The organism is Ralstonia pickettii (genome assembly GCF_030582395.1).
Lineage (GTDB): Bacteria > Pseudomonadota > Gammaproteobacteria > Burkholderiales > Burkholderiaceae > Ralstonia > Ralstonia pickettii_D.
In genome coordinates this window covers 2080640-2102021 of record NZ_CP104381.1, presented here as the reverse complement: position 1 = coordinate 2102021, position 21382 = coordinate 2080640, and the positions used below count along the sequence as shown (strand labels likewise).

The window sequence follows — 21382 nt, the reverse complement described above, 5'->3', positions numbered from 1 at the left end:
TGGAACGTCAGGCGTTTTCAAAGGTGCGCAGCCGTTCGACGAGCTGCGCGAGGGCTTGTGCACGATGGCTCACGCTGTTCTTCTCGGCCTTGGTCAGTTCGGCGGCGGTCTTGCCGAGATTGGGCAGCAGGAAGTGTGGGTCGTAGCCGAAGCCGCCGTCGCCGCGCGGTGTGTCGATCACCTCGCCAAACCAGTTGCCTTCGGCAATGATCGGCTGCGGGTCATCGGCATGGCGCACGTAGACGAGCACGCAAACATAGTGTGCTCCGCGATCGGCCTTGCCGGCCAGCTCGCGGACGAGGCGGGCGTTGTTGGCAGCATCCGATTTGGGCGCGCCCGCAAGTTGCGCATAGCGAGCGGAATACACGCCTGGCGCGCCGCCCAACGCATGCACGCAGATGCCGGAGTCGTCTGCCAGCGCGGGCAGGCCAGACGCGCGGCTCGCATGGCGTGCCTTGGTGAGCGCGTTTTCAACGAAGGTCGCATAGGGCTCCTCCGCCTCGGGAATGCCGAGCGCGCCTTGCGGCGTCACGTCGAACCCGAGGGTGCCCAGCAGCGCGTTGAATTCTGCCAGCTTGCCGGCGTTGTTCGATGCGAGAACGATCTTGCGCATGGCCGTATCGATCAGAGGCCCAGCGCCTGCTTCTGCAGGCCGATCAGCGTGCGGATGCCTTGGTCGGCGAGCCCCAGCAGCGCGTCCATTTCGGCGCGTGAGAACGGCGTGCCTTCTGCAGTGCCTTGGACTTCCACAAAGCCACCGCTGCCCGTCATGACGACGTTCATGTCGGTATCGCACGCCGAGTCTTCGGGGTAGTCGAGGTCGAGCACCGGTACGCCGTCGACCACGCCCACCGACACGGCAGCCACGAAATCGCGGATCGGGTTGCCCACCAGCTGGCCCTTTTCGCGCATGACAGAGACTGCGTCATAGGCCGCGACGAACGCGCCGGTAATGCTGGCGGTGCGTGTGCCGCCGTCGGCCTGCAGCACGTCGCAGTCGAGATGCAGCGTGTGCTCGCCCAGCGCGCGCAGATCGAACACCGAGCGCATCGCGCGGCCGATCAGGCGCTGGATCTCCTGCGTGCGGCCCGTCTGCTTGCCGCGTGCGGCCTCGCGGTCGGAGCGCGTGTGCGTCGAGCGCGGCAGCATGCCGTACTCGGCCGTCACCCAGCCCTCGCCGCTGCCCTTCTTGTGCGGCGGCACCTTGGGCAGCACGCTGGCCGTGCAGAGCACTTGCGTGTCGCCAAAGCACACCAGTACCGAGCCTTCGGCGTGGCGCGTGAAGTTGCGGGTAAGGGTGACGGGGCGGAGTTGGTCGGGCTGGCGGCCGCTGGGTCGCATGTGGGGTCTCGCTGAAGAAAACGGATAGCCCGACATGATACCGGCCCGCGCTGCGCTTGGCAGGGCGGGCCGGAGGAGGGCGGTGCAACGGCGTTTAGCGCGTCAGATTGCTGGTCTTGTCGATGGCGGCACGGATTTCAGCGATGGAGCGCTCGATTTCCTCTTCCGACATCAGCCCCGATTCGCTTTGCGGCGCGTCCAGGATGGACGTGGTGAACGCGTTCAGGGGAAGGGTATCGGTCTGCACCGAATCCTGCGTGGTGGTCACCGCGTCCAGCTCCCACATCATGGCGATGGCGGTGGTGTTATCGGCGGTGTCACCGGCATTGCGCAGGGCGCGGGCAATCAGTTCGGGAATCGCCTGCGTGACTGAGAAGCTGGTGCAGGTATCGATGAGTTCGTCCTCCTGCACGCTGCCCCACAGCCCGTCGGAGCACAGCATGGCAACGTCGCCCGGCTCCAGATTGACGGGCCCGCCGATGTCGATCAACGGCAGATTGGGCGAGCCGAGGCAGTTGTAGATCTTGTTGCGCTCGGGGTGATGCGCGACCTGCATCGGCAGCACACGGTCTTGCTGCAGCAGGTTCTCGATCTTGGAGTGATCGCGCGTGCGCGTCACCAGTTCGCCCTTGCGCATCAGGTACATTCGCGAATCCCCAGCGTGCGCCCAGTGCAGCGAGCCCCGCTGGGCCAGCGCGCAGACGATGGTCGTGCGGGGCGCATCGGGCAGGCCGTTCGTCTCGGCATAGCGATGGATGTCGCGGTGCGCGAGCATGATGCTCTCGTGCAGGAAATCCCGCGGATTCCGAATCGACGGACGCGCGTGGCGCTGGAACTGGCGCGCCATGGTCTGCAGCGCCTGCTGGGCCGCAACTTCGCCCAGGGAATGCCCGCCCAGGCCGTCGCACAGCACCATCAGCATGGCGTCACGCGTGAAGCAGTAGCCCATGCGGTCCTGGTTGACGCGTCGCGCGCCTTTTTTGCTTTCTTGATAAACCGAGAATCGCATTGCGGCTAGATGAAAATTCGGTGAGGGAGGCGGTGCAGCGGCAAGTCCCGCCCAGTGTTGCACCATTTCGGAATCATACTCCGCCTGTCAGCGGCGATCGGGTGCTCAACTGTCCCGGCGGCGCAACAGACGGCTCATGAAACGCGTCGTCAACGCCTCTTTTTCCTCTGACACCGGCCCACCCTGTGTGACCGCCGTCAGTGCCTGCAATTCGGTCAGCGCGTTGCTTTCTTCGCGCAGCACCTTTTGCAGACGGAACACGCTCTGGGGGCGCTCTTCGGGCTTCATCTTCAGACACCAGCCGACCAGATCGATGAGGCTGGCTGTATAGACCTTGCGCAGACGCTCCAGGCCTTCTTCCAGCTTGTCGTCTTTCTCGCGCTGCGTGGCTTCCTGCGGCGGCGTGCCGGCCATGCAGGCATAGATCGTGGCGCCGATGCTGTAGATGTCCGTCCACGGTCCCAGCTCGTTGTGCTTGCGGTACAGCTCCGGCGCGGCAAAGCCCGGCGTGTACATCGGCTGGAAGCGCGAGGCCTCGGCAGTGAGCGTCTGCCGTGCGGCACCGAAGTCGAGCAGGATCGGCGAGAAATCTTCGCGCAGGTAAATGTTGCCGGGCTTGATGTCGAGGTGCAGCAACTTGTGGATGTGGACCTCGCGCAGCCCGCTCATCAGGTCGTGGAACACCTGGCGGATGAAGCGCTCGCGCAGCATCTTCAGCTTGCCTTGCTGGCGCGCTGTGAGGATGTGCTCTTGCAGCGTTTTACCCTGCTCGTACGTCATCACCATGTAGACGGTGCCGTTTTCCCGGAAGAAATTGAGCACGCGCACGATGGCAGGGTGAGAAATCTTGGCCAGCGACCGGCCTTCTTCAAAGAAGTATTTGAGCCCGAGGCGGAACGCGCTCGCGCTTTCTTCAGGCACGACGGGAATCAATTCGCCGGGCGCACGACGGGCCAGCGAAGACGGCAGATATTCCTTCACAGCCACCGGCGTCCCATGCTCGTCGGTCGCAAGATAGACGAAGCTGAACCCCCCGCTGGCCAACTTCTTTACAATACGATAATTGGACAGCAAGGTGCCCACCGGCAACGGGGCACTGCGTGGCTGTCCTGAGCCTTTTGACTCTGTCATGGGTTTGTGTGGCGAAATGGCTGTCGGATTCTCCCTGACCAGTCCACACGTTGTAAAGCGACAAAAGGTGGGGGATTCCCCGCCAATTCCGGGCGTTAAATACCGCCGCCGGATTTTCCGATTCGACCAAGAACAACACACCACGATTCCATGATCCACAGCATGACCGGCTACGGCGTCGCCACACGCCAGGCAGCCTTTACCGATGCCCATGGCGCCCCCAGCGGCAGCGTCGCCACCGTCTCGGTCGAATTCCGCACCGTCAACTCGCGCTTCCTCGATCTGCTCTTCCGCGCTCCGGAAGAGTGCCGCGCCTTCGAGCCGGCCCTGCGCGAAATGCTGATGAGCGCGCTTTCGCGCGGCAAGCTGGAATGCCGGATCAACCTGCAACGCCAGGAAGCCGCCAGCGATGTCGCGGCGCTCAATGTGGAACTGCTGCAACAACTGGCGAAGCTGGAGCAGGCGGTCACGCGCTACTTGCCGGCATCGGGTTCGCTGCGCATGGGCGAAATCCTGCGCTGGCCCGGCGTGCTGGCCGAGCCGCAACTGACACAAGACACGCTGCGCGACGCCGTGATCGAGGCTGCCAAAGAGGCGCTCAAGCAACTTCTGGAGTCGCGCCGTCGCGAAGGTGATGCCCTGAAGGCCGTGTTGCTGGACCGCGCTGACGCGATGCTGGCTATTGTCGACAAACTGACGCCGATGGTGCCGGAGCTGATCCAGCAGCATCAGGACAAGCTGACCGAACGCCTGCGCGAGGCCTTTGGCTTGGCTGCGCCCGACGGCACTCCGGCACTGACGCGCGACGAGCTGTCGGAGCGCATCCGCCAGGAAGCCACCGTCTACGGCATCCGCATCGACATCGCCGAAGAGCTCTCGCGCCTCCAGGCGCATCTGCGCGAAACGCGCCACATCCTGGAGAAGGGCGGCCAGATCGGCAAACGCCTGGACTTCATGATGCAGGAGCTGAACCGCGAGGCGAATACGCTCGGCTCGAAGGCCGCCGCCAAGGAGCTGGCCGATGCATCGATGGAACTCAAGCTGCTCATCGAGCAGATGCGCGAGCAGGTACAGAATCTCGAATAACTTGAAACGCTAGAACTAGAACATGCCATCCTCTCAAGCGCACTCTGCCGTCGATACGCCCATCGAGAATCACTTTCCGGGCAGCCTGTTCATGGTCGTCGCACCGTCGGGCGCCGGTAAGTCGACGCTGGTGAATGCGCTGCTGGCGCACGATTCGTCGATTCGCCTGTCGGTTTCGGCCACCACGCGCAAGCCGCGTCCGGGCGAGCAGCACGGCCGCGAGTACAACTTCATGACCGTCGAGGAGTTCAAGGCTTGCCGTGATCGCGGCGAGTTTCTCGAATGGGCAGAGGTGCACGGCAACTACTACGCCACTTCGCGCGTGTGGATCGAAGAACAGATGCGCGCCGGCACCGACGTGCTGCTTGAAATCGACTGGCAGGGCGCGCAGCAGGTGCATCGCCGTTTCGCCAATGCCGTAGAGATCTTCATCCTGCCGCCGTCGCTCACGGCGCTGGAGGATCGTCTGAAGAAGCGCGGCCAGGACGAGCCGAACGTGATCGTGCGCCGCCTGCTCTCAGCGGGCTCCGAGATGGCGCACGCGCCCGAGGCCGACTACGTGATCATCAACGAAGTGTTCGACACGGCATTGGCCGAGCTGCGCACGGTGGTGCAGGCAACGCGCCTGCGCTTCGGTGCCCAGAAGGCGCGCCACGGTGAGCTGTTTGTCGAGCTGGGCATTCACTGAGCAAGCAGCGCAATCGCGCTTTTCAGCGCGGTTGCGAAAGTGTGGTAGCGCCTGTGCCCAAGTGCAGTCGGAAGGGAGTGCTGCGCTGCTGCTAAAATATCGAGATCAACAAGATTTGCCTCAAGGTGGAGTTTTCATGGCGCGTATTACCGTCGAAGATTGCTTGAAACAGATTCCGAATCGCTTCGAACTGGCATTGGCCGCAACGTACCGCGCCCGTCAGTTGGTGCAGGGCCACACGCCCAAGGTCGATGCCAAGGACAAGCCGACCGTGACCGCATTGCGCGAAATCGCATCGGGCCAAGTCGGTATCGAAATGCTCAAGAAGGTTCCGTCCTGAGCTGACGCGCGTTACTTGGCATTACCTGGCGTGGTACGCTGCCCCGGTCACTGATCGTTCCTGCGATCTTTCGTGGATGTGAAAGCCGCGAACGCACTAGACCCCGGCATGCCTACCTCGCCCGCTTCTTCTTCGCCCAGGACCCAACATTCCGCCACGCACGAACACAACGTGCCGTCGGTGGAATCGTCCGCGAGGTCGTCCGGTCCTGAGCCGGGCGCTTCCACGGTCTCTTCCGGGTCTTCCACCGCTTCCATCGTGTCCATGCCGTCATCCGCTTCCGGCTCCGGCCCCGCGTCGCCTCGCACCGGCGCGCCGAACTTGCCTGATCCGCGCGGTGCGGACTTGGTGGGTGAGCGGGCAGCTCTGCCGCCCAAGTCGCATAAGGCTGCAAGTGCCGACGTGCCTGCGCAGGCAGCCAAGCCAGAAGGCGGCGACACGTTATTCATCGATGCGGTACTGGAACAGACCTATCGGCATCTGTTCGGCCCGACCTCGCAGCCCGCGGCCCCGCCGCGCCAGCAGGTCGTCTCCATTTCGGGGTTGACCGAAAAGCTGTCTTACCTGAAACCGGCCGACCTCAAGCTGGTAAAGGAAGCGTTCCACTTTTCAGACGAGGCGCACCTCGGGCAGTACCGCCAGAGTGGCGAGCCTTACATCACGCATCCCGTGGCCGTGGCAGAGATCTGCGCGGGCTGGAAGCTGGATGTGCAATCGATCATGGCGGCGCTGCTGCACGACGTGATCGAAGACCAGGGCGTGACCAAAAGCGAGCTGGCCGAGAAGTTCGGCCCGAAGGTCGCAGAACTGGTCGACGGCCTGACCAAGTTGGACAAGCTCGAATTCCAGAGCCGGGAGCAGGCGCAAGCCGAGAGCTTCCGCAAGATGCTGCTCGCGATGGCGCGCGATGTGCGCGTGATTCTCGTCAAGTTGGCCGATCGTACGCACAACATGCGCACGCTCGACCACGTGCCGCCGGAGAAGCGGCGCCGCATTGCCGGCGAGACGATGGAGATTTACGCGCCGATCGCGCACCGCCTCGGCCTGAATACGACGTATCGGGAGTTGCAGGAACTGAGTTTCCGTATCGGTTCGCCGTTCCGGTATGCCACGCTCGAGAAAGCGGTGAAGGCCGCGCGCGGCAATCGACGCGAAGTCGTGAGCCGCATTCTCGAAACGGCTCAGCGTGCGCTGACCGATGCGGGCATTCCGGCCGAGATGACTGGCCGCGAAAAAACGCTGTACAGCATCTACCGCAAGATGCACGACAAGCAGTTGTCGTTTTCGCAGGTGCTGGACGTGTATGGATTCCGCGTGGTGGTCGACACGCAGATGCAGTGCTACATGACGATGGGTGCGCTGCACAGCCTGTACAAGCCGATGCCCGGCAAGTTCAAGGATTACATAGCGATCCCCAAGATCAACGGTTATCAGTCGTTGCACACGACGCTGGTGGGCCCGTTCGGTACGCCGGTAGAGTTCCAGATCCGCACGCGCGAGATGAACCAGATTGCGGAAGCCGGCGTGGCTGCGCACTGGATGTACAAGCAGCACCACGACGAGCCCGATCGGGCTCAGCAACAAGCGCATCAGTGGTTGCAATCTCTGCTCGACATTCAAAGCCAGACGGGGGATTCGCAAGAGTTTCTGGAGCACGTCAAGATCGACCTGTTCCCGGATGCGGTTTACGTGTTTACGCCCAAGGGCGAGATCCGTGCACTGCCGCGCGGTGCGACGGCGCTGGACTTCGCCTACGCGGTGCACAGTGACCTTGGCAACCAGTGCGTGGCCGTCAAGATCAACAACGAGCTGCTGCCGCTGCGCACGGAGCTGAAGAACGGCGACATCGTCGAGGTGGTGACGGCGCCGTATTCGAAGCCGAACCCGGCATGGCTTACGTTTGTGCGGACGGGCAAGGCGCGCGCCGCGATCCGGCATTTTCTCAAGACGGCCAAGCTGGACGAGGCGATTCAACTGGGCGAGCGTTTGCTCGAACAGGCGCTGCGCCAGATCGGCATCGACATGAAGGCCGTATCCGCCCAGGTGTGGGAGCGCGTCGTGCAGTGGACGGGCAACAAGGCGCGCGAAGACGTGTTTGCGGATCTGGCACTCGGCCGCCGCGTGGCCGCGGTGGTCGCGCGCCGCCTGGAAATTCTCTTGCAGGAAGGCGGGCACGAGGGCGATGAAGCTTTGATGGCGGCCGTACACACCTTCGCGGGGGACGAGGCGCCTGCCGTCACCGTGAGTGGCGACGAAGGCATGGCGATGGTGTTCTCGCCCTGCTGCCGCCCGATTCCCGGCGACCCGATCGTCGGCTATATCGGCAAGGGGGAAGGCTTGCAGATCCACGTGCAGGAATGCCGCGTGGCCAAGCGCCTGCATGGCAAGGATCCGGAGCACTGGATCGATGTCATGTGGGCAGAGCACACGACGCGCGCGTTCGACGTGTCGATCAAGGTGCTGGTGCGCAATACGAAGGGCATCCTGGCGCGCGTGGCCGCCGACTTGACGTCGGCCGATGCCAACGTGGCACACGTATCGATGGAGCAGGAGGGCTATCAGGAAGCGACGTACATGACGTTCCTGATCCAGGTGCACGACCGCGTGCACCTGGCCGATGTGATGCGCGCGCTGCGACGGAACCCGGATGTGATTCGCATTGCGCGAGATCGCGGTGGAGATTGATTCTCCACGCAAAAAAAGAAGGGCGAGGCCAGAGGGCTTCGCCTTTTTTGTTTGTGGCCCGCCGGTAGCAAGTGCAAGCGCTGTGACGCTGCCTGCGTCGTCAGCGACGCTCGATACGGACAAAAGAAAAGGGCTTCCGTTTCTGGAAGCCCTTTTCGTTCTCGTATTAGGTTGGCGCGGCTGGCAGGATTCGAACCCACGACCCCTTGGTTCGTAGCCAAGTACTCTATCCAACTGAGCTACAGCCGCAACCGAGAAATGAGATTATACAGAGATTTTCCGTCTTGTGAACCCCCTTCTTCACTTTTTCTTGGAGAGGGCCCGACTTTCTATAATGGAGCCTTGATCCACCGTGGCTTCCATCATGAACAAGGCTTTCGTCCGGGAAGATTCCGGCGATGACGAAGACGATCTGCCCGAGGGCGCCGCGCCCTTGCCCCCCGGTTCCAAGAACTACATCACCCCTGCGGGCTACGAGCGCTTGCGTAGCGAACTGATGCACCTGATCGACACCGAGCGGCCTGAAGTGGTCGGCATCGTGTCGTGGGCCGCATCCAATGGCGATCGCTCGGAAAACGGCGACTACCTGTACGGCAAGAAGCGTCTGCGCGAGATCGATCGCCGCATCCGCTTTCTCACGCGTCGCATCGAAAAGGCGGAGGTTGTCGACGCCAGTTTGCAGGGCGACAACGATCAGATCTTCTTTGGTGCGACCGTCACCTACGCCAACCAGCGCGGTGAAGAGACCACCATCACCATTGTCGGCATGGATGAGGTCGACCTGGACATCGGGCACGTGAGCTGGATCTCGCCGATCGCGCGCGCGCTCATCAAGGCGCGCGAGGGCGACACGGTGCCGCTGCGCACGCCCACGGGTGTCGAGCAGATCGATATTCTCGAGGTCAAATATCCGCCGCGCTCAGCCTGAGTGTTGCACTCAGGCCGGGTGCCCCAGGCAGTAAGCGCCAAAGGCGATGACCGAGCAGGCCGACACGCGCCGTGCGGTGAGCGATTCTTTCAGGAACAGTCGGCCGAGCAGCGCGGCAAACACGACCGACGTTTCGCGCAGGGCCGACACCGGCCCCATCGGCGCGAGCGTCACGGCCCAGATCACGATGCCGTAGGCGACAAGGGAGACCACGCCGCCGCCAAACGTCTTGAGTGTGTTGGCGTCGCGCAGGTTGATGTTCAGCGGGCCTTTCCACACGCGATAGAGCAGCACCATCGGCAGGCCGTCAAGCATGAACAGCCAGGCCGAGTACGCGTTCGCATTGCCGGCGGCCCGCGCGCCGATGCCGTCGCACACCGTGTAGCACGCGATGAATACACCGGTAGTGAGCGCCGCCAGCGTTGAGCCAAGATCGGCCTTGCGGCCGCGCGCCAGACTCAGAATGCCGCCGCTCACCAGCACTACGCCCGTGAGTGCAATCACGCCCGGCATTTCGCCCGCGAAGAGCGAGGCGCCCACCGTTACGAGCAGCGGTGATGAGCCGCGCGCGATCGGGTACACGTGGCCGAACTCGCCAAACCGATACGCGCGCGCGAGGAACACGTTGTAGCCGACGTGCAGTACCGCGGACAGCGCCACATACGGCCAAGCGGCCGGTAAAGGCAAGGGCAATGCGATCGCCATCGGTATTGCGGCCACGCCAGAGGCCAGCGTCATCAGCGTGATGGCGCGCAGGCGGTCGGAGTCGCTTTTCAGCAAGGCATTCCACGAGGCATGGAGCAGGGCGGCGCAGAGCACCAGGGCGATGACGGCGGGGGTCACGATGGACGATGGCGCGAAGTGAGAATCGAGTCGGTTTTTCTCACTCGATGCTGGAGCCGATCAGAGCAAGAAGCGACAGCGTAGCCGCGTAGGGTGTGATCAACAATCGATATATACTGACTCGATCTGTGCAAAAAACTCACACGATATGCGCAAGTTGCCCCCGTTGAATGCAATACGCGCTTTTGAATCGGCGGCGCGCCATCTGAGCTTTACGCGCGCAGGCGAAGAGCTGAACGTCACGCATGGTGCTATCAGCCGACAGATTCAGGCGCTGGAGGCATGGTTGGGTGTGGCGCTGTTTCGACGACTGAACCGGCGTGTGGAGCTCACCGATGCTGGCCAGCGCTATCTGTCGGAGATTGGCGTGGCGCTTGATCGCATCAGCACTGCCAGCCAGGCGCTGCGTGACCGCGATGCGGTGCGCATCCTCCGTGTGAACAGCATCCCCACATTCACAATGCGCTGGTTGATTCCGCGGCTCTCCACATTTCAGATGCGCTTTCCGCGCGTGGAGGTGCGGTTGACCACCTCCATCGAAGAGATCGAGGACTTGCCCGATCATTTCGACGTGATCATCCGTGGCGGGCCGGAGATTCATGCAGGCTTTCAGTCGGGGCGCTTTCTGGATGAGAGTCGGTTCCCGGTGTGCAGCCCAGTGTTGCTGGAGCGCTTGCCGTTGTCGACGCCGTCGGATTTGCGGCAGCACACGCTGCTGCATTCGGACACGTTGCCCTCGGTGTGGCCAAGCTGGCTGGTGCTGGCCGGCGTGCCGAACCTGCGCCCTGCACATGCCCTCACGTTCGAGCATTTCTATCTGTCGATTCAAGCGGCCATCGATGGGTTGGGTGTCGCGATGGGGCCCTCGGCGCTCATTACGGACGATCTCGAAGAGGGGCGTCTTGTGGCGCCGTTTCCCGATCTCGCGTTAGTGGCACGCAGCTACTACTGGTACAGCCCAGCGCGTAATCTCGGTGACGAAGTGGTGCAGGCATTTTGTGCGTGGCTGGGCGAAGAACGCCCGCAACGTCACGCAAACGTGAAGGGACTTCCGCCCTCCGGTAACGGAGGTAACGACGCGTAACGCCCCAGAGGCTGGCGCGAAACCCGGTGCTACGATCGACATGAGTTCGATGGCTTCAAAGGAGGTCCCCAATATGAAGAAGAATGCATGGGTTCTCGCTGCGTGCCTGGCCGCTGCAGGAGTGGCGGCTTCGATCGCTGTGCCCGCGCAGGCGCAAGTGTCGATCGGCGTGCAGATCGGCCCGACCTACGCGCCCCCGCCGCCTCAATATGAGCCCGTGCCGGTTTTGCAGCCCGGCTACGTATGGGTGCCGGGCTACTGGCAATGGCGCGATGGCCGCTATGTCTGGCGTCGCGGCTATCGTGAACACGGCCGACCGGGTTACCACTGGCGCGAGCCACGTTGGGAGCAGGGGTCGCACGGCTGGCGGATGCGTGACGGCGGCTGGGACCGCGGAGACGACGGGCGCTGGGGCGGCCGTGATGGGGATCGCGACTGGGATCACGGCCGCCGCGATCGCGACGACCGTTACCACTGCCCTCCGGGCCACGCGCGCAAGGGCGAATGCTGATGATGTAACGCCAGGCCGGTCTTGAACCGGCCTGTTTTTTGCGGGCGAGTCTTGCGACGCCGCGGCGTCTTTCGGGAGGCAACATGACAACGGAATCGAACTGGCGCACCGAGCTGTACAAGGACTTCGACGTCTACGTGCTCGCCATTCCCCGCGCAGAACGCAAATCGGATACGAGGGGGCAAGGCTCCACGCAGTGGGATTTCGTCGTGCGCATCTGCGAGTCCGGCGCCGACCCGACGGCCGTCGAAACGCTTGTCGCCCATTCGCATGACGAGCGCCCGCTGCCCACGCGGGAAGCCGCCGAAGATGCCGGGCTCACGCGCGGCTATGGCTTGATCGACGAATTGCTCGGGCGCAACGCCGTGCAGCGGTCGATCGATCTCTAACGCCCGCTACGCCGCCAGCGCCGTCTCGCGAACGTGCCGGCGCGCGAACTGCCACCACAGCCACGTCGCGTCAGGCCCCGGCGCGTGGAACGCGTAGCGCGGATCGCCGCCGCTCCACGCGTGGCCCGTGGCGGTGAGTTGGCACAAGCTGACAATGCATTCGCCGTCGCGCATGTCGTCGCGCAGGACATAGCCGTCGCCGCGCATGGTGTCGCGCGAGACGTGGCCGCTATCGCCCAGGTGGTTCAGTGCGCGGAATTGCGCCGCCAGTTGCGCCTGGTTGGCTGGGTTGACCGCCTCGTCGCGCAGTCCATGTAGAAGCATCGTCGGCATGCCGGGGTATGTGGCCACGTCGACCACGCTCGAGAGCGCCTCGACAGCATCGACCCTTGCCCCGCGTCGCATCAGATTCAATGCAGACGCTGGCGAGCGTGCCACGCCTAGCGCCGGGCCCGAATGCAAGGCCAACGCGGCAAACAGCTTCGGATGACGCATTGCGATCAGGCCGGCCAGGCCCGCTCCGGCGGACAACCCCGCCAGATAGACACGCGACGGATCGGCACCGGTTTGTGCAAGCGTTTGCTCGACCAGTTGAGCAATGCCGTCAGCCTCGCGCGCACCGGCGTGCTCAGGGTCATACCAGTGCCAGCAACATTGCGGATGCGCGCGGCGCGGCTGCTCCGGATACAGCACGATAAAGCCTTCACGGTCGGCCAGCGCGTTCATGCGCGTGCCATGCGCCAGGACTTCGGCCGACTGCTTGCAGCCATGCAGCATCACCATCAGCGCGGGTGGCTTGCTGCCACGCAGGGGCGGTGTGTAAAGCCAGTATTCCGGCCGGCGCGCCACCAGGGCGGGCGACTCAGGCTCGTAGATGAATTGTTCGCGAACGAAGGTGCCTTCGGTGGGCGTTGGGTGCACGCGGCGCGGAATGTCGCGGCGTGCCGTTGGCTTGAGCGGCTTCACCGGCTTCGGTGGCCATGACTGGCGGCCGAAGCCTGGTGTGGTCAGGGCATCGACGAGCCGGGTGATCGATTTCATCCACGAACGGTGCATGGTGGCGGGAGGGAACTCCGATGAGGGCGATGGTGCCCGTGCTCTTCGAAGAGTCGCAAGTGGTTTTGATGGTGGTAAGACAGTGTGCCAGCGATTTTGTTGCGTCGCAGCATTGAAAGTGGGCGAAGCGCCGCATCGGCGCTTGAATGAGGCGCAAAGTTTGCAATTGAGCGCGGCTGTCATGGAGACACCGTTGGCGAGCGGCTACACTGCCGCGACGGACGAGCCCCGCAGTGGGCGTCTCCACTTTCCCCGTTCCCCGTTGTGTACTTATGGAGGTCGTTATGGGTTTTTTTGACTTCATCAAAGAGGCTGGCGAAAAGCTTTTCCATGGCGCCGCCGCAGCCGCGCCCGCCGATGCGTCAGCAGATGCCGACGCCGCCAAGGCGGCCGACGATGCCAAGGGCCAAGCCATTCAGGACTACATCGCGCAGCAGGGTCTGAGCGCCACGGCGTTGTCGGTACAGGTGGAAGGCGATGCTGCGAAGGTGTTTGGCGTAGCGCCGGATCAGGCCACGCGCGAGAAAATCATCCTGTGCTGCGGCAACGTCGAGGGGATCAAGTCGGTGGATGACCAGATGTCGGTCAACACCGAGTCGGAAGAATCGCAGTGGCACACCGTAGAGCGCGGCGATACGCTTTCGGCCATCGCCAAGAAGTTCTACGGCGATGCGAACAAGTACCCGGCCATCTTCGAAGCCAACAAGCCGATGCTGTCGAATCCGGACAAGATCTACCCGGGGCAGAAGCTGCGCATCCCCGCGGCTTGATTCGGCTTGCCTGGTTTCGGAGGTGCAACGAAAAAAGCCCAGTCGATGAAGACTGGGCTTTTTTCTTATTCTGGTGCCGCTGACCGGAATCGAACTGGTGACCTTCGCATTACGAATGCGCTGCTCTACCGACTGAGCTACAGCGGCGTCGGAAACAGCGATTCTAACAGAACTTTTTGTCGCTCTGCAAGAACCGCTGGAACAACGGCCTTACATGACGTTGTTACGGCGTTTGCTTGGCCTCGAGGTGATATTGCGTGACACGATCCACCTCGTTTTTCGATCCCAGGACCACCGCCACGCGCTGGTGCAGCTTTTCGGGCTGGATATCCAGAATGCGTTGCTCGCCGTTGGTGGCCGCGCCGCCGGCCTGTTCCACCAGGAAGGCCATCGGATTGGCCTCGTACATCAGGCGCAGCTTGCCGGCCTTGCCCGGCTCGCGCTTGTCCCACGGGTACATGAAGATGCCGCCGCGCGTGAGGATGCGATGCACGTCAGCCACCATCGAGGCGATCCAGCGCATGTTGAAGTCCTTACCGCGCGGGCCTTCGGTGCCGGCCAGGCACTCGTCGATGTAGCGGCGCACGGGTGGGGCCCAGTGGCGCATGTTCGACATGTTGATGGCGAATTCCTTCGTGTCGACCGGAATCTTCACGTCGCGGCTGGTCAGCACGAAGCTGCCGACTTCGCGGTCGAGCGTGAACATGTGCACGCCATTGCCAACCGTCAGCACCAGGGTGGTCTGCGGGCCGTACACGGCGTAACCGGCGGCAACCTGCTTTGCCCCCGGCTGCAAGAAATCGGCTTCGGTCACAGCCTGGCCCGCTTGGGGCATGTGCAGCACCGAGAAGATCGTGCCGATCGATACGTTCACGTCGATGTTGGACGAGCCGTCGAGCGGATCGAACAGCAGCAGGTATTCGCCCTTCGGATAGCGGTGCGGAATCTCGTAGAACGATTCCATTTCTTCCGAGGCCATGGCGGCCAGGTTGCCGCCGTATTCGTTGGCTTCGAGCAGGACTTCGTTGGCGATCACGTCCAGCTTCTGCTGGGTTTCGCCTTGCACGTTGCCGGTGCCGGCCGAGCCGAGCACGCCGGCAAGGGCCCCCTTGTTGACGCTGTGCGAGATCGCCTTGCAGGCGCGCGCCACGACTTCGAGCAGCAGGCGCAGCTCGGCCGGGATGGTGTTGTGCTCGCGCTGCTCTTCGATCAGGTAGCGGGTGAGGTTGATGCGCTTCATGGGTTCTCCTGAGACGGGCGCGATTTTACGATACAAGCGGTGACATTCAGGCCAGCGCCTTGCCGACGATCTCCCGCACATCGCGCGAGAGGCTCGGATGTGCCGCCACGCGCTTGAGCGCGTCCTGCATGGCGTCGCGCAACACGGGCACGTATTTGCGCCAGCGGTCCAGCGCACGTGCCAGGCGGGCGGAGACCTGTGGGTTGATGGCGTCGAGCGCCAGCACCTGCTCGGCCCAGAACGCATAGCCCGACCCATCGGCGGCGTGGAACTGCGCTGGGTTGCCCGAGCAGAAGCTGAAGATCAGCGAGCGCGCGCGGTTCGGATTGCGCAGCGTAAAGGCCGGATGAGTCATCAGGGCTCGAACGGTTTCCAGCGTTGGCTTGCCGGTGGCGCCCGGCTGCATGGCTTGCAGCGAGAACCACTTGTCGATGACGAGGGCATCGTCGGCAAATCTCGTGTAGAAATCGGCCAGCGCCGCTTCGCGGCCAGGGGCGTAGCTGTTCACCATGGCGGAGAGGGCGCCCATGCGGTCGGTCATGTTGGTGGCGCCGGCATATTGCCGTTCGGCCAGGGCCAGCGCCTCAGGGGCTTCGGTTTCCACCAGATAACCGAGGGCGATGTTCTTGAGCGCACGCTTGCCTGCAGACACCGCATCTGGCGAGTAGGGCCCCTCGGTTTGGTTGTCCTGATAGGCGCGCAGCAACTCTGCGTTGAGCTTCTCCGCAAGCGTGCGGCGCAGCGTGCGGCGTGCGGCGTGAATGGAAGCGGGGTCGGCCATGTCCATGCGTTCGGCCAGGTAACTTTCGGCGGGCAGGATCAGCATCTGCTCGCGGAAGGCCGGATCGAGCGAGGTGTCGGCGACCACGGCACGCAGGGCTTCGACCAGCGCCGGATCCACCAGCGGCGCACGGCCGTGCTGGATGTCCGTCACCATGCGCAGCAGTGTGTCCGTGGCCAGGCGTTGGCCGGCCTCCCAGCGGTTGAACGGGTCGGTATCGTGCGCAAGCTGGAACGTGAGTTGGTCGATCGTGTAGCCGTATTCGACGATCACCGGCGCCGAGAAATTGCGCAGCAGCGAGGGCAACGGCGCTTCGGCCACATCTTCGAAGACGAAGGTCTGCTTGGTTTCCGTGAAGTCCAGCACGCGTGTGGTCACGGGCGACGGCGATGCGCGCTCGCCACGCAAGCGCAGAGGCAAGTCGCGGCCGTTCTTGTCGATCAGGCCGATTGCAAACGGAATGTGGAATGGCTGCTTTTGGATGCCGCTGTTGACTTCGATGCCGACCGGCTCGCAGCGCTGGCGCAGCGTGAGGGTATAGGTGTGCGTGGCTGCATCGTGGTGGCCGTCCACGGCAACGACCGGCGTGCCGGCCTGGCTGTACCAGCGGCCGAATTGTGTGAGGTCGCGGCCGTTGGCATCGGCCATGGCCGCGCGGAAGTCGTCGCAGGTGACTGCCTGGCCATCGTGGCGCTGGAAGTACAGGTCCATGCCCTTGCGGAAGCCGTCGCGGCCGAGCAGCGTCTGATACATGCGCACGACTTCTGCGCCTTTTTCGTACACCGTGACGGTGTAGAAGTTGTTGATTTCCTCGTAGCTGTCGGGCCGCACAGGGTGGGCCATCGGGCCGGCATCTTCCGGAAACTGCGCCTGGCGCAGCAGTCGCACGTCCTCGATGCGCTTGACGGCTCGGGCGCTGGCAGCAGCGGCTTCATTGCCGGCTTGCGCGGCCGCTTGTGCCGCCATATCGGCGGAGAACTCCTGATCGCGGAACACCGTCAGGCCTTCCTTCAGACTCAACTGGAACCAGTCGCGGCAAGTGACGCGGTTGCCCGTCCAGTTGTGGAAGTATTCGTGGCCGACCACCGATTCGATGTTGGCGAAGTCCACATCGGTTGCCGTCTCGGCGTTGGCCAGCACGTACTTCGTGTTGAAGATGTTCAGCCCCTTGTTTTCCATCGCGCCCATGTTGAAGTCGCCCACGGCGACGATCATGAAGCGGTCGAGATCGAGCTCGAGCCCGAAGCGGCGTTCGTCCCAATGGATCGAATGGATGAGTGAATCCATGGCGTGGCGCGTCTTGCCAAGATCTTGCGCTTCGACCCACACCTGCAGCAGCTTTTCCTTGCCCGAAGCCGACTGGATGCGTTCTTCAATGCACTCGAGCTTGCCGGCCACCAGCGCGAACAGGTACGACGGCTTCTTGAACGGGTCGTGCCACACCGCTTCGTGTCGGCCGTCCGGCAGGTCGCGCTCCGACACGAGATTGCCGTTGGACAGCAGCACCGGATAGTCCTTCTTCGATGCGCGCAGCGTAACGGTGTAGACCGTCATGACGTCCGGGCGGTCGAGGAAGTAGGTGATCTTGCGAAAGCCCTCCGCCTCGCACTGCGTGAAGAAGTTGCCGTTGGAAACGTACAGTCCCATCAGCGAGGAGTTTGCTGCGGGATTGCAGTAAGTGGTGAGTTCCAGCGTGAAGGTGGTGCCCACATCGGCCGGTACGGCCTCAATGGTGAGCGTGTCGCCGGAAGCCTGCAGGCCAGACAGTGCCTTGCCGTCGACGGTTGCGCCCGCCAGCTCCAGTCCTTCACCCGCCAGCACGAGCGGCTTGCCGGCGTCCGTGCGCGTCATGCGCATGCGGTTGACGACACGGGTGCGCTCGGGCACCAGATCGATCTCCAGGGCCACTTCGTCAATGCGAAAAGCGGGCGCGGTGTAGTCCTTGCGGTAAATCGTGACGGCGGTATCGGTGCGCAACATCGGTAACATCCTCGTAGAGGTACGCAAAAGGCCATTGTACTCAGCCCCTTGGCGGGAATCTTCCGCGTTGGGTGTCACTCTGAGTAACAGACCGCGCGCAGCCTGTTTCCGGGCCCGCGGCCATCTGTCTGATTGAGAGTAGGGGGATTTTCATGTGGAAATGGATCAAGTCATCGGGCATCGGGCCGATGGCCGGCGCGGTGATGGCGGCCAGCCTGCTGGCGGGCTGTGCGAGCACGGTCACCAGCCAGGTGACAGCGTTCCGGCAACCCGGCTGGACCGACAACCCGCCGCGCACCTATGCCTTCGAGCACACCGCAGCGCAGCAAAATGACCTGGAACGCCAGACCTACGAGGCCTGGACATCAGACCAGCTTGCTGCCCACGGCTTTACCAGCGTGCCGCGTGCCAGCGCGCGCTATGTGGTTCGCCTGGACTATTCAACCGCAACGCGCCTTGTGCAGGTGCGCCAGCCCGTGTATCCGGATCCGTACTGGGGGCCGGGGCCTTGGGGGCCATGGCGTAGTCCTTGGGGGCCCTGGGGCCCGTGGGGGCCGCAATACGTCGATACCAACGTGCAAGTGCCGTTCTACGCCTATCACGCGGAAATTGACGAGGCAGCCACGGGACAGCGTGTTTATCAGGTGACAGCGCAAACGCAGGGGGGGAATGGCTCGCTGGCGGCTGTGATGCCGTATCTGGTGCGCAGCGCATTTGCCAATTTCCCGGCACCGAATGCGCAACCGATCCTCATAGAACTGCCCGTTGATCCATCGGTGAAACCGGCAGTGAAACCCGCATCCGGGCCGGCACCTAAGTAGTGCGCCCGGGTGGGTTTTGGCGAGCGGTCTACGTTAGAATGCGGGACCTAATCTGTAGGCCGCCAGCCGTACCCCGCTTGAGCGTTGTCACTTCATCCCGTCTCGCGCCGACCGCCACCCTTGGCCGGCGCTGCGTCCGCTCCGTCGCTACCCTCCTGACGGTGCCCAGCAACGCGTGCGGCCTCACCCCCGGTTTCTCTCTGTTCCCACTGTTTTTTGCCATTTCGTCTCAGGGAGTTTCCGCCTGAGCGCCTGTGCGCCTTATCTGCGGACCTCCCCATCAGGATTCATTGCCATGAACGACAAGCTTCACGACGCCTCGCCGGATTCCCAAGACCAAGGCGCCGAGGCCGAACTGCGCCGCGCGGCGTTTGAATACCACCGCACCCCCACGCGCGGCAAGATCGAGGTTCGCCCGACCAAGGCGCTGATCAATCAGCGTGATCTTTCGCTGGCGTATTCGCCGGGCGTGGCGTATCCGTGTACCGCGATCGAGCAAGACCCCTCGCTGGCGGCGGAGTACACGTCGCGCGGCAACCTCGTCGGCGTGATCACCAACGGCACTGCGGTGCTGGGTCTGGGCGACATCGGCCCGCTGGCCAGCAAGCCCGTGATGGAAGGCAAGGGCTGCCTGTTCAAAAAATTTGCCGGCGTGGATGTGTTCGATATCGAACTGGCCGAGCGCGATCCGGACAAGCTGGTCGACATCATTGCCTCGCTGGAGCCGACGCTGGGCGGGATCAACCTCGAAGACATCAAGGCGCCCGAGTGCTTCTACATCGAGCAGAAGCTGCGTGACCGCCTGAATATTCCCGTCTTCCACGATGACCAGCACGGCACGGCGATCATCTCGTCGGCGGCCCTGCTCAACGGCCTGAAGGTCGTCGGCAAGGACATCGGCAACGTGAAGGTGGCCGTGTCGGGCGCGGGCGCCGCGGCCATCGCCTGCCTGGACGTGATGGTGGGCCTGGGCGTCAAGCGCGAGAACGTCTACGTTGTCGATTCGAAGGGTGTGATCTACGCCGGCCGCGACGCCAAGATGGAGCCGAACAAGGCCCGTTATGCGCAGGACACGTCGGCCCGTACGTTGGCCGACATCGTGCGCGATGCAGACGTGTTCCTCGGTTGCTCGGCCGCCGGCGTGCTGACCGCCGACATGGTCAAGACCATGGCGCCGAAGCCGATCATCCTGGCGCTGGCCAATCCCGAGCCGGAAATCCGCCCGGAAATCGCCAAGGCCGCGCGCCCGGACTGCATCATCGCTACGGGCCGCTCGGACTACCCGAACCAGGTCAACAACGTGCTGTGCTTCCCGTACATCTTCCGCGGTGCGCTCGATTGCGGCGCCACCAAGATCACGGAAGAGATGAAGCTGGCATGCGTGAAGGCCATTGCCGAGCTGGCAGAAGCCGAAACGAACGATGCCGTGGCGCAGGCTTACGCGGGCCAGGACCTGACCTTCGGCCCGGATTACATCATCCCGAAGCCGTTCGACTCGCGCCTGATCGAGAAGATCGCACCGGCCGTCGCCAAGGCCGCGGAAGAATCCGGCGTGGCCACGCGCCCGATCAAGGATCTGGACGCCTATCGCGCCCAGCTGAGCGACTTCGTGTACCACACGGGCCTGACCATGCGCCCGGTGTTCTCGGCCGCCAAGGCTAACCCGAAGCGCGTCGTGTACGCCGAAGGTGAAGAGGAGCGCGTGCTGCGCGCCGTGCAGACGGTGGTGGACGAAGGCCTGGCCAAGCCGATCCTGATCGGCCGTCCGCACGTGATCGAAATGCGCATCCAGAAGGCCGGCCTTCGCCTGAAGCCGGGGGTGCATTTCGAACTGGTGGACCCGGAAGACGACCGCCGCTATCACCAGTACCACACTGCCTACCACGAGCTGATGGGCCGCAACGGGGTGACGCCGGACATGGCGAAGTCGGCGCTGCGCCGCTCGAACACCCTGATCGGTGCACTGCTGGTACGCCTGGGTGACGCCGATGCCCTGCTGTGCGGCACGGTCGGCCGCTTTGATGCCCACCTCGAACACGTGCGCGACGTGATCGGCCTGGCCCCCAACGCCAAGGTGTTCGCCGCCATGAACGGCCTGATGCTGGAGAAGCACACGCTGTTCATCACCGATACGTTCGTCAACGAGCTGCCGAGCGCAGAAGAGTTGGCCGACATCACCAAGCTGGCGGCAGAAGAAGTGCGCCGTTTCGGCCAGGAGCCAAAGGTGGCGATGCTGTCGCACTCGATGTTCGGCTCGTCGAAAAACGCATCGGCCCGCCGCATGCGCGCTGCGTATGACCTGCTGAAGGTGGAAGCGCCCGACCTGCAGGTGGAAGGCGAGATCCAGGGTGACGCGGCGTTGTCGGAAGACATCCGCCATCACTTCCTGCCGAAGAGCGCCTTCTCGGGCAGTGCGAACCTGCTGGTGATGCCGTCGCTCGACGCGGCCAACATCGCGTTCAACCTGCTCAAGATCACGGGCGGGCAGGGCGTGACGGTGGGCCCGATCCTGCTGGGCGCGGCCAAGCCGGTGCACATCCTGAACCCGTCGGCCACATCGCGCCGCATCGTCAACATGACGGCGCTGGCGGTGGCAGACGTGTCGGCTACGCGTTGATTGGTTGATCCAACTGTTGGGCCGCTGAAGGTTGGCGGCCCAAAAGAAAACGGCGCCTGGGGAAAGTCCAGGCGCCGTTTTT

At 63.5% G+C, this 21382-nt stretch carries 20 protein-coding genes and 2 tRNA genes; 11 read left to right on the top strand and 11 right to left on the bottom strand.

Features of this window, described 5'->3' with window-relative positions; translation table 11 throughout:
- Positions 1-7 precede the first annotated feature (7 nt).
- The 4 genes from rdgB to N5B55_RS10130 all read right to left on the bottom strand — a co-directional run bounded on the left by rdgB (position 8) and on the right by N5B55_RS10130 (position 3481).
- Positions 8-613, bottom strand: a complete 606-nt coding sequence (gene rdgB, locus N5B55_RS10145) for an RdgB/HAM1 family non-canonical purine NTP pyrophosphatase (RefSeq protein WP_304538066.1) — start codon at positions 611-613, stop codon at positions 8-10.
- An 11-nt stretch (positions 614-624) separates the two neighbouring features.
- Positions 625-1341: a ribonuclease PH gene (gene rph, locus N5B55_RS10140; protein WP_012762362.1), complete on the bottom strand. Its 717-nt coding sequence runs from the start codon at positions 1339-1341 to the stop codon at positions 625-627.
- Positions 1342-1435: 94 nt separating this feature from the next.
- On the bottom strand, positions 1436-2350 hold the full coding sequence (locus N5B55_RS10135; RefSeq protein ID WP_012762361.1) for a PP2C family protein-serine/threonine phosphatase: 915 nt from the start codon (positions 2348-2350) through the stop codon (positions 1436-1438).
- Positions 2351-2455: 105 nt separating this feature from the next.
- The gene (locus N5B55_RS10130) at positions 2456-3481 is read right to left on the bottom strand and encodes a serine/threonine-protein kinase (RefSeq protein WP_012762360.1); all 1026 of its coding nucleotides are present in this window, start codon (positions 3479-3481) and stop codon (positions 2456-2458) included.
- Positions 3482-3631: 150 nt separating this feature from the next.
- Between N5B55_RS10130 and N5B55_RS10125 the strand changes: the two genes are divergently transcribed.
- The 3 genes from N5B55_RS10125 to rpoZ all read left to right on the top strand — a co-directional run bounded on the left by N5B55_RS10125 (position 3632) and on the right by rpoZ (position 5595).
- Entirely contained in the window at positions 3632-4567 is a 936-nt protein-coding gene (locus tag N5B55_RS10125; protein ID WP_037028476.1) for a YicC/YloC family endoribonuclease, read from the top strand.
- A 22-nt stretch (positions 4568-4589) separates the two neighbouring features.
- Complete coding sequence (gmk, locus tag N5B55_RS10120) at positions 4590-5255, top strand: guanylate kinase (RefSeq protein ID WP_304538065.1); 666 nt, start codon at positions 4590-4592, stop codon at positions 5253-5255.
- Between the two features lie 136 nt (positions 5256-5391).
- On the top strand, positions 5392-5595 hold the full coding sequence (rpoZ, locus tag N5B55_RS10115; RefSeq protein WP_004630929.1) for a DNA-directed RNA polymerase subunit omega: 204 nt from the start codon (positions 5392-5394) through the stop codon (positions 5593-5595).
- Between the two features lie 47 nt (positions 5596-5642).
- Here the strand turns inward: rpoZ and N5B55_RS10110 are convergent, their stop codons facing one another.
- Positions 5643-5861 carry a hypothetical protein gene (locus N5B55_RS10110; RefSeq protein WP_012762357.1) on the bottom strand — a complete coding sequence of 73 codons (219 nt, stop codon included), beginning with the start codon at positions 5859-5861 and terminating at the stop codon, positions 5643-5645.
- Here N5B55_RS10110 and N5B55_RS10105 point away from each other — a divergent pair.
- Positions 5860-8280: a RelA/SpoT family protein gene (locus N5B55_RS10105; RefSeq protein ID WP_037028479.1), complete on the top strand. Its 2421-nt coding sequence runs from the start codon at positions 5860-5862 to the stop codon at positions 8278-8280. The two genes, N5B55_RS10110 and N5B55_RS10105, sit on opposite strands and share 2 nt — an antisense overlap.
- A 172-nt stretch (positions 8281-8452) precedes the next feature.
- Here the strand turns inward: N5B55_RS10105 and N5B55_RS10100 are convergent.
- Positions 8453-8529, bottom strand: a tRNA-Arg gene (locus tag N5B55_RS10100).
- Between the two features lie 115 nt (positions 8530-8644).
- Between N5B55_RS10100 and greB the strand changes: the two genes are divergently transcribed.
- Positions 8645-9208 (top strand): transcription elongation factor GreB, encoded by a 564-nt coding sequence (gene greB, locus N5B55_RS10095; protein ID WP_065858958.1) that lies wholly within the window; start codon positions 8645-8647, stop codon positions 9206-9208.
- 9 nt (positions 9209-9217) lie between these two features.
- On the opposite strand, the gene N5B55_RS10090 is transcribed toward greB, so the two are convergent.
- Positions 9218-10051, bottom strand: a complete 834-nt coding sequence (locus N5B55_RS10090; protein ID WP_304538064.1) for a DMT family transporter — start codon at positions 10049-10051, stop codon at positions 9218-9220.
- A gap of 148 nt (positions 10052-10199) precedes the next feature.
- Here N5B55_RS10090 and gcvA point away from each other — a divergent pair, with 148 nt between their 5' ends.
- The 3 genes from gcvA (at position 10200) to N5B55_RS10075 (ending at position 12035) form a co-directional block, all read left to right on the top strand.
- Complete coding sequence (gcvA, locus tag N5B55_RS10085; protein ID WP_304538063.1) at positions 10200-11135, top strand: transcriptional regulator GcvA; 936 nt, start codon at positions 10200-10202, stop codon at positions 11133-11135.
- A gap of 73 nt (positions 11136-11208) precedes the next feature.
- Entirely contained in the window at positions 11209-11646 is a 438-nt protein-coding gene (locus N5B55_RS10080; protein WP_304538062.1) for a hypothetical protein, read from the top strand.
- 83 nt (positions 11647-11729) lie between these two features.
- A complete protein-coding gene (locus N5B55_RS10075; protein ID WP_178960419.1) occupies positions 11730-12035 on the top strand; it encodes a hypothetical protein in 306 nt (101 codons plus the stop codon).
- Positions 12036-12041: 6 nt separating this feature from the next.
- Here the strand turns inward: N5B55_RS10075 and N5B55_RS10070 are convergent, their stop codons facing one another.
- A complete protein-coding gene (locus N5B55_RS10070) occupies positions 12042-13076 on the bottom strand; it encodes an extracellular catalytic domain type 1 short-chain-length polyhydroxyalkanoate depolymerase (protein WP_304538061.1) in 1035 nt (344 codons plus the stop codon).
- A gap of 299 nt (positions 13077-13375) precedes the next feature.
- On the opposite strand from N5B55_RS10070, the gene lysM reads away from it, so the two are divergent.
- Positions 13376-13861, top strand: a complete 486-nt coding sequence (gene lysM, locus N5B55_RS10065; protein WP_154206536.1) for a peptidoglycan-binding protein LysM — start codon at positions 13376-13378, stop codon at positions 13859-13861.
- Positions 13862-13932: 71 nt separating this feature from the next.
- On the opposite strand, the gene N5B55_RS10060 is transcribed toward lysM, so the two are convergent.
- From N5B55_RS10060 to pepN, 3 genes are all read right to left on the bottom strand, one after another.
- Positions 13933-14008: transfer RNA gene (locus tag N5B55_RS10060), tRNA-Thr, on the bottom strand.
- Positions 14009-14084: 76 nt separating this feature from the next.
- Positions 14085-15101: a class 1 fructose-bisphosphatase gene (locus tag N5B55_RS10055; RefSeq protein ID WP_065858945.1), complete on the bottom strand. Its 1017-nt coding sequence runs from the start codon at positions 15099-15101 to the stop codon at positions 14085-14087.
- Positions 15102-15147: 46 nt separating this feature from the next.
- Complete coding sequence (pepN, locus tag N5B55_RS10050) at positions 15148-17862, bottom strand: aminopeptidase N (protein WP_304538060.1); 2715 nt, start codon at positions 17860-17862, stop codon at positions 15148-15150.
- Positions 17863-18014: 152 nt separating this feature from the next.
- Between pepN and N5B55_RS10045 the strand changes: the two genes are divergently transcribed.
- Together N5B55_RS10045 and N5B55_RS10040 are read left to right on the top strand one after the other, a co-directional pair.
- Positions 18015-18683, top strand: a complete 669-nt coding sequence (locus N5B55_RS10045; RefSeq protein ID WP_065858941.1) for a DUF4136 domain-containing protein — start codon at positions 18015-18017, stop codon at positions 18681-18683.
- Between the two features lie 295 nt (positions 18684-18978).
- A complete protein-coding gene (locus N5B55_RS10040) occupies positions 18979-21300 on the top strand; it encodes an NADP-dependent malic enzyme (protein ID WP_304538059.1) in 2322 nt (773 codons plus the stop codon).
- Positions 21301-21382 lie beyond the last annotated feature (82 nt).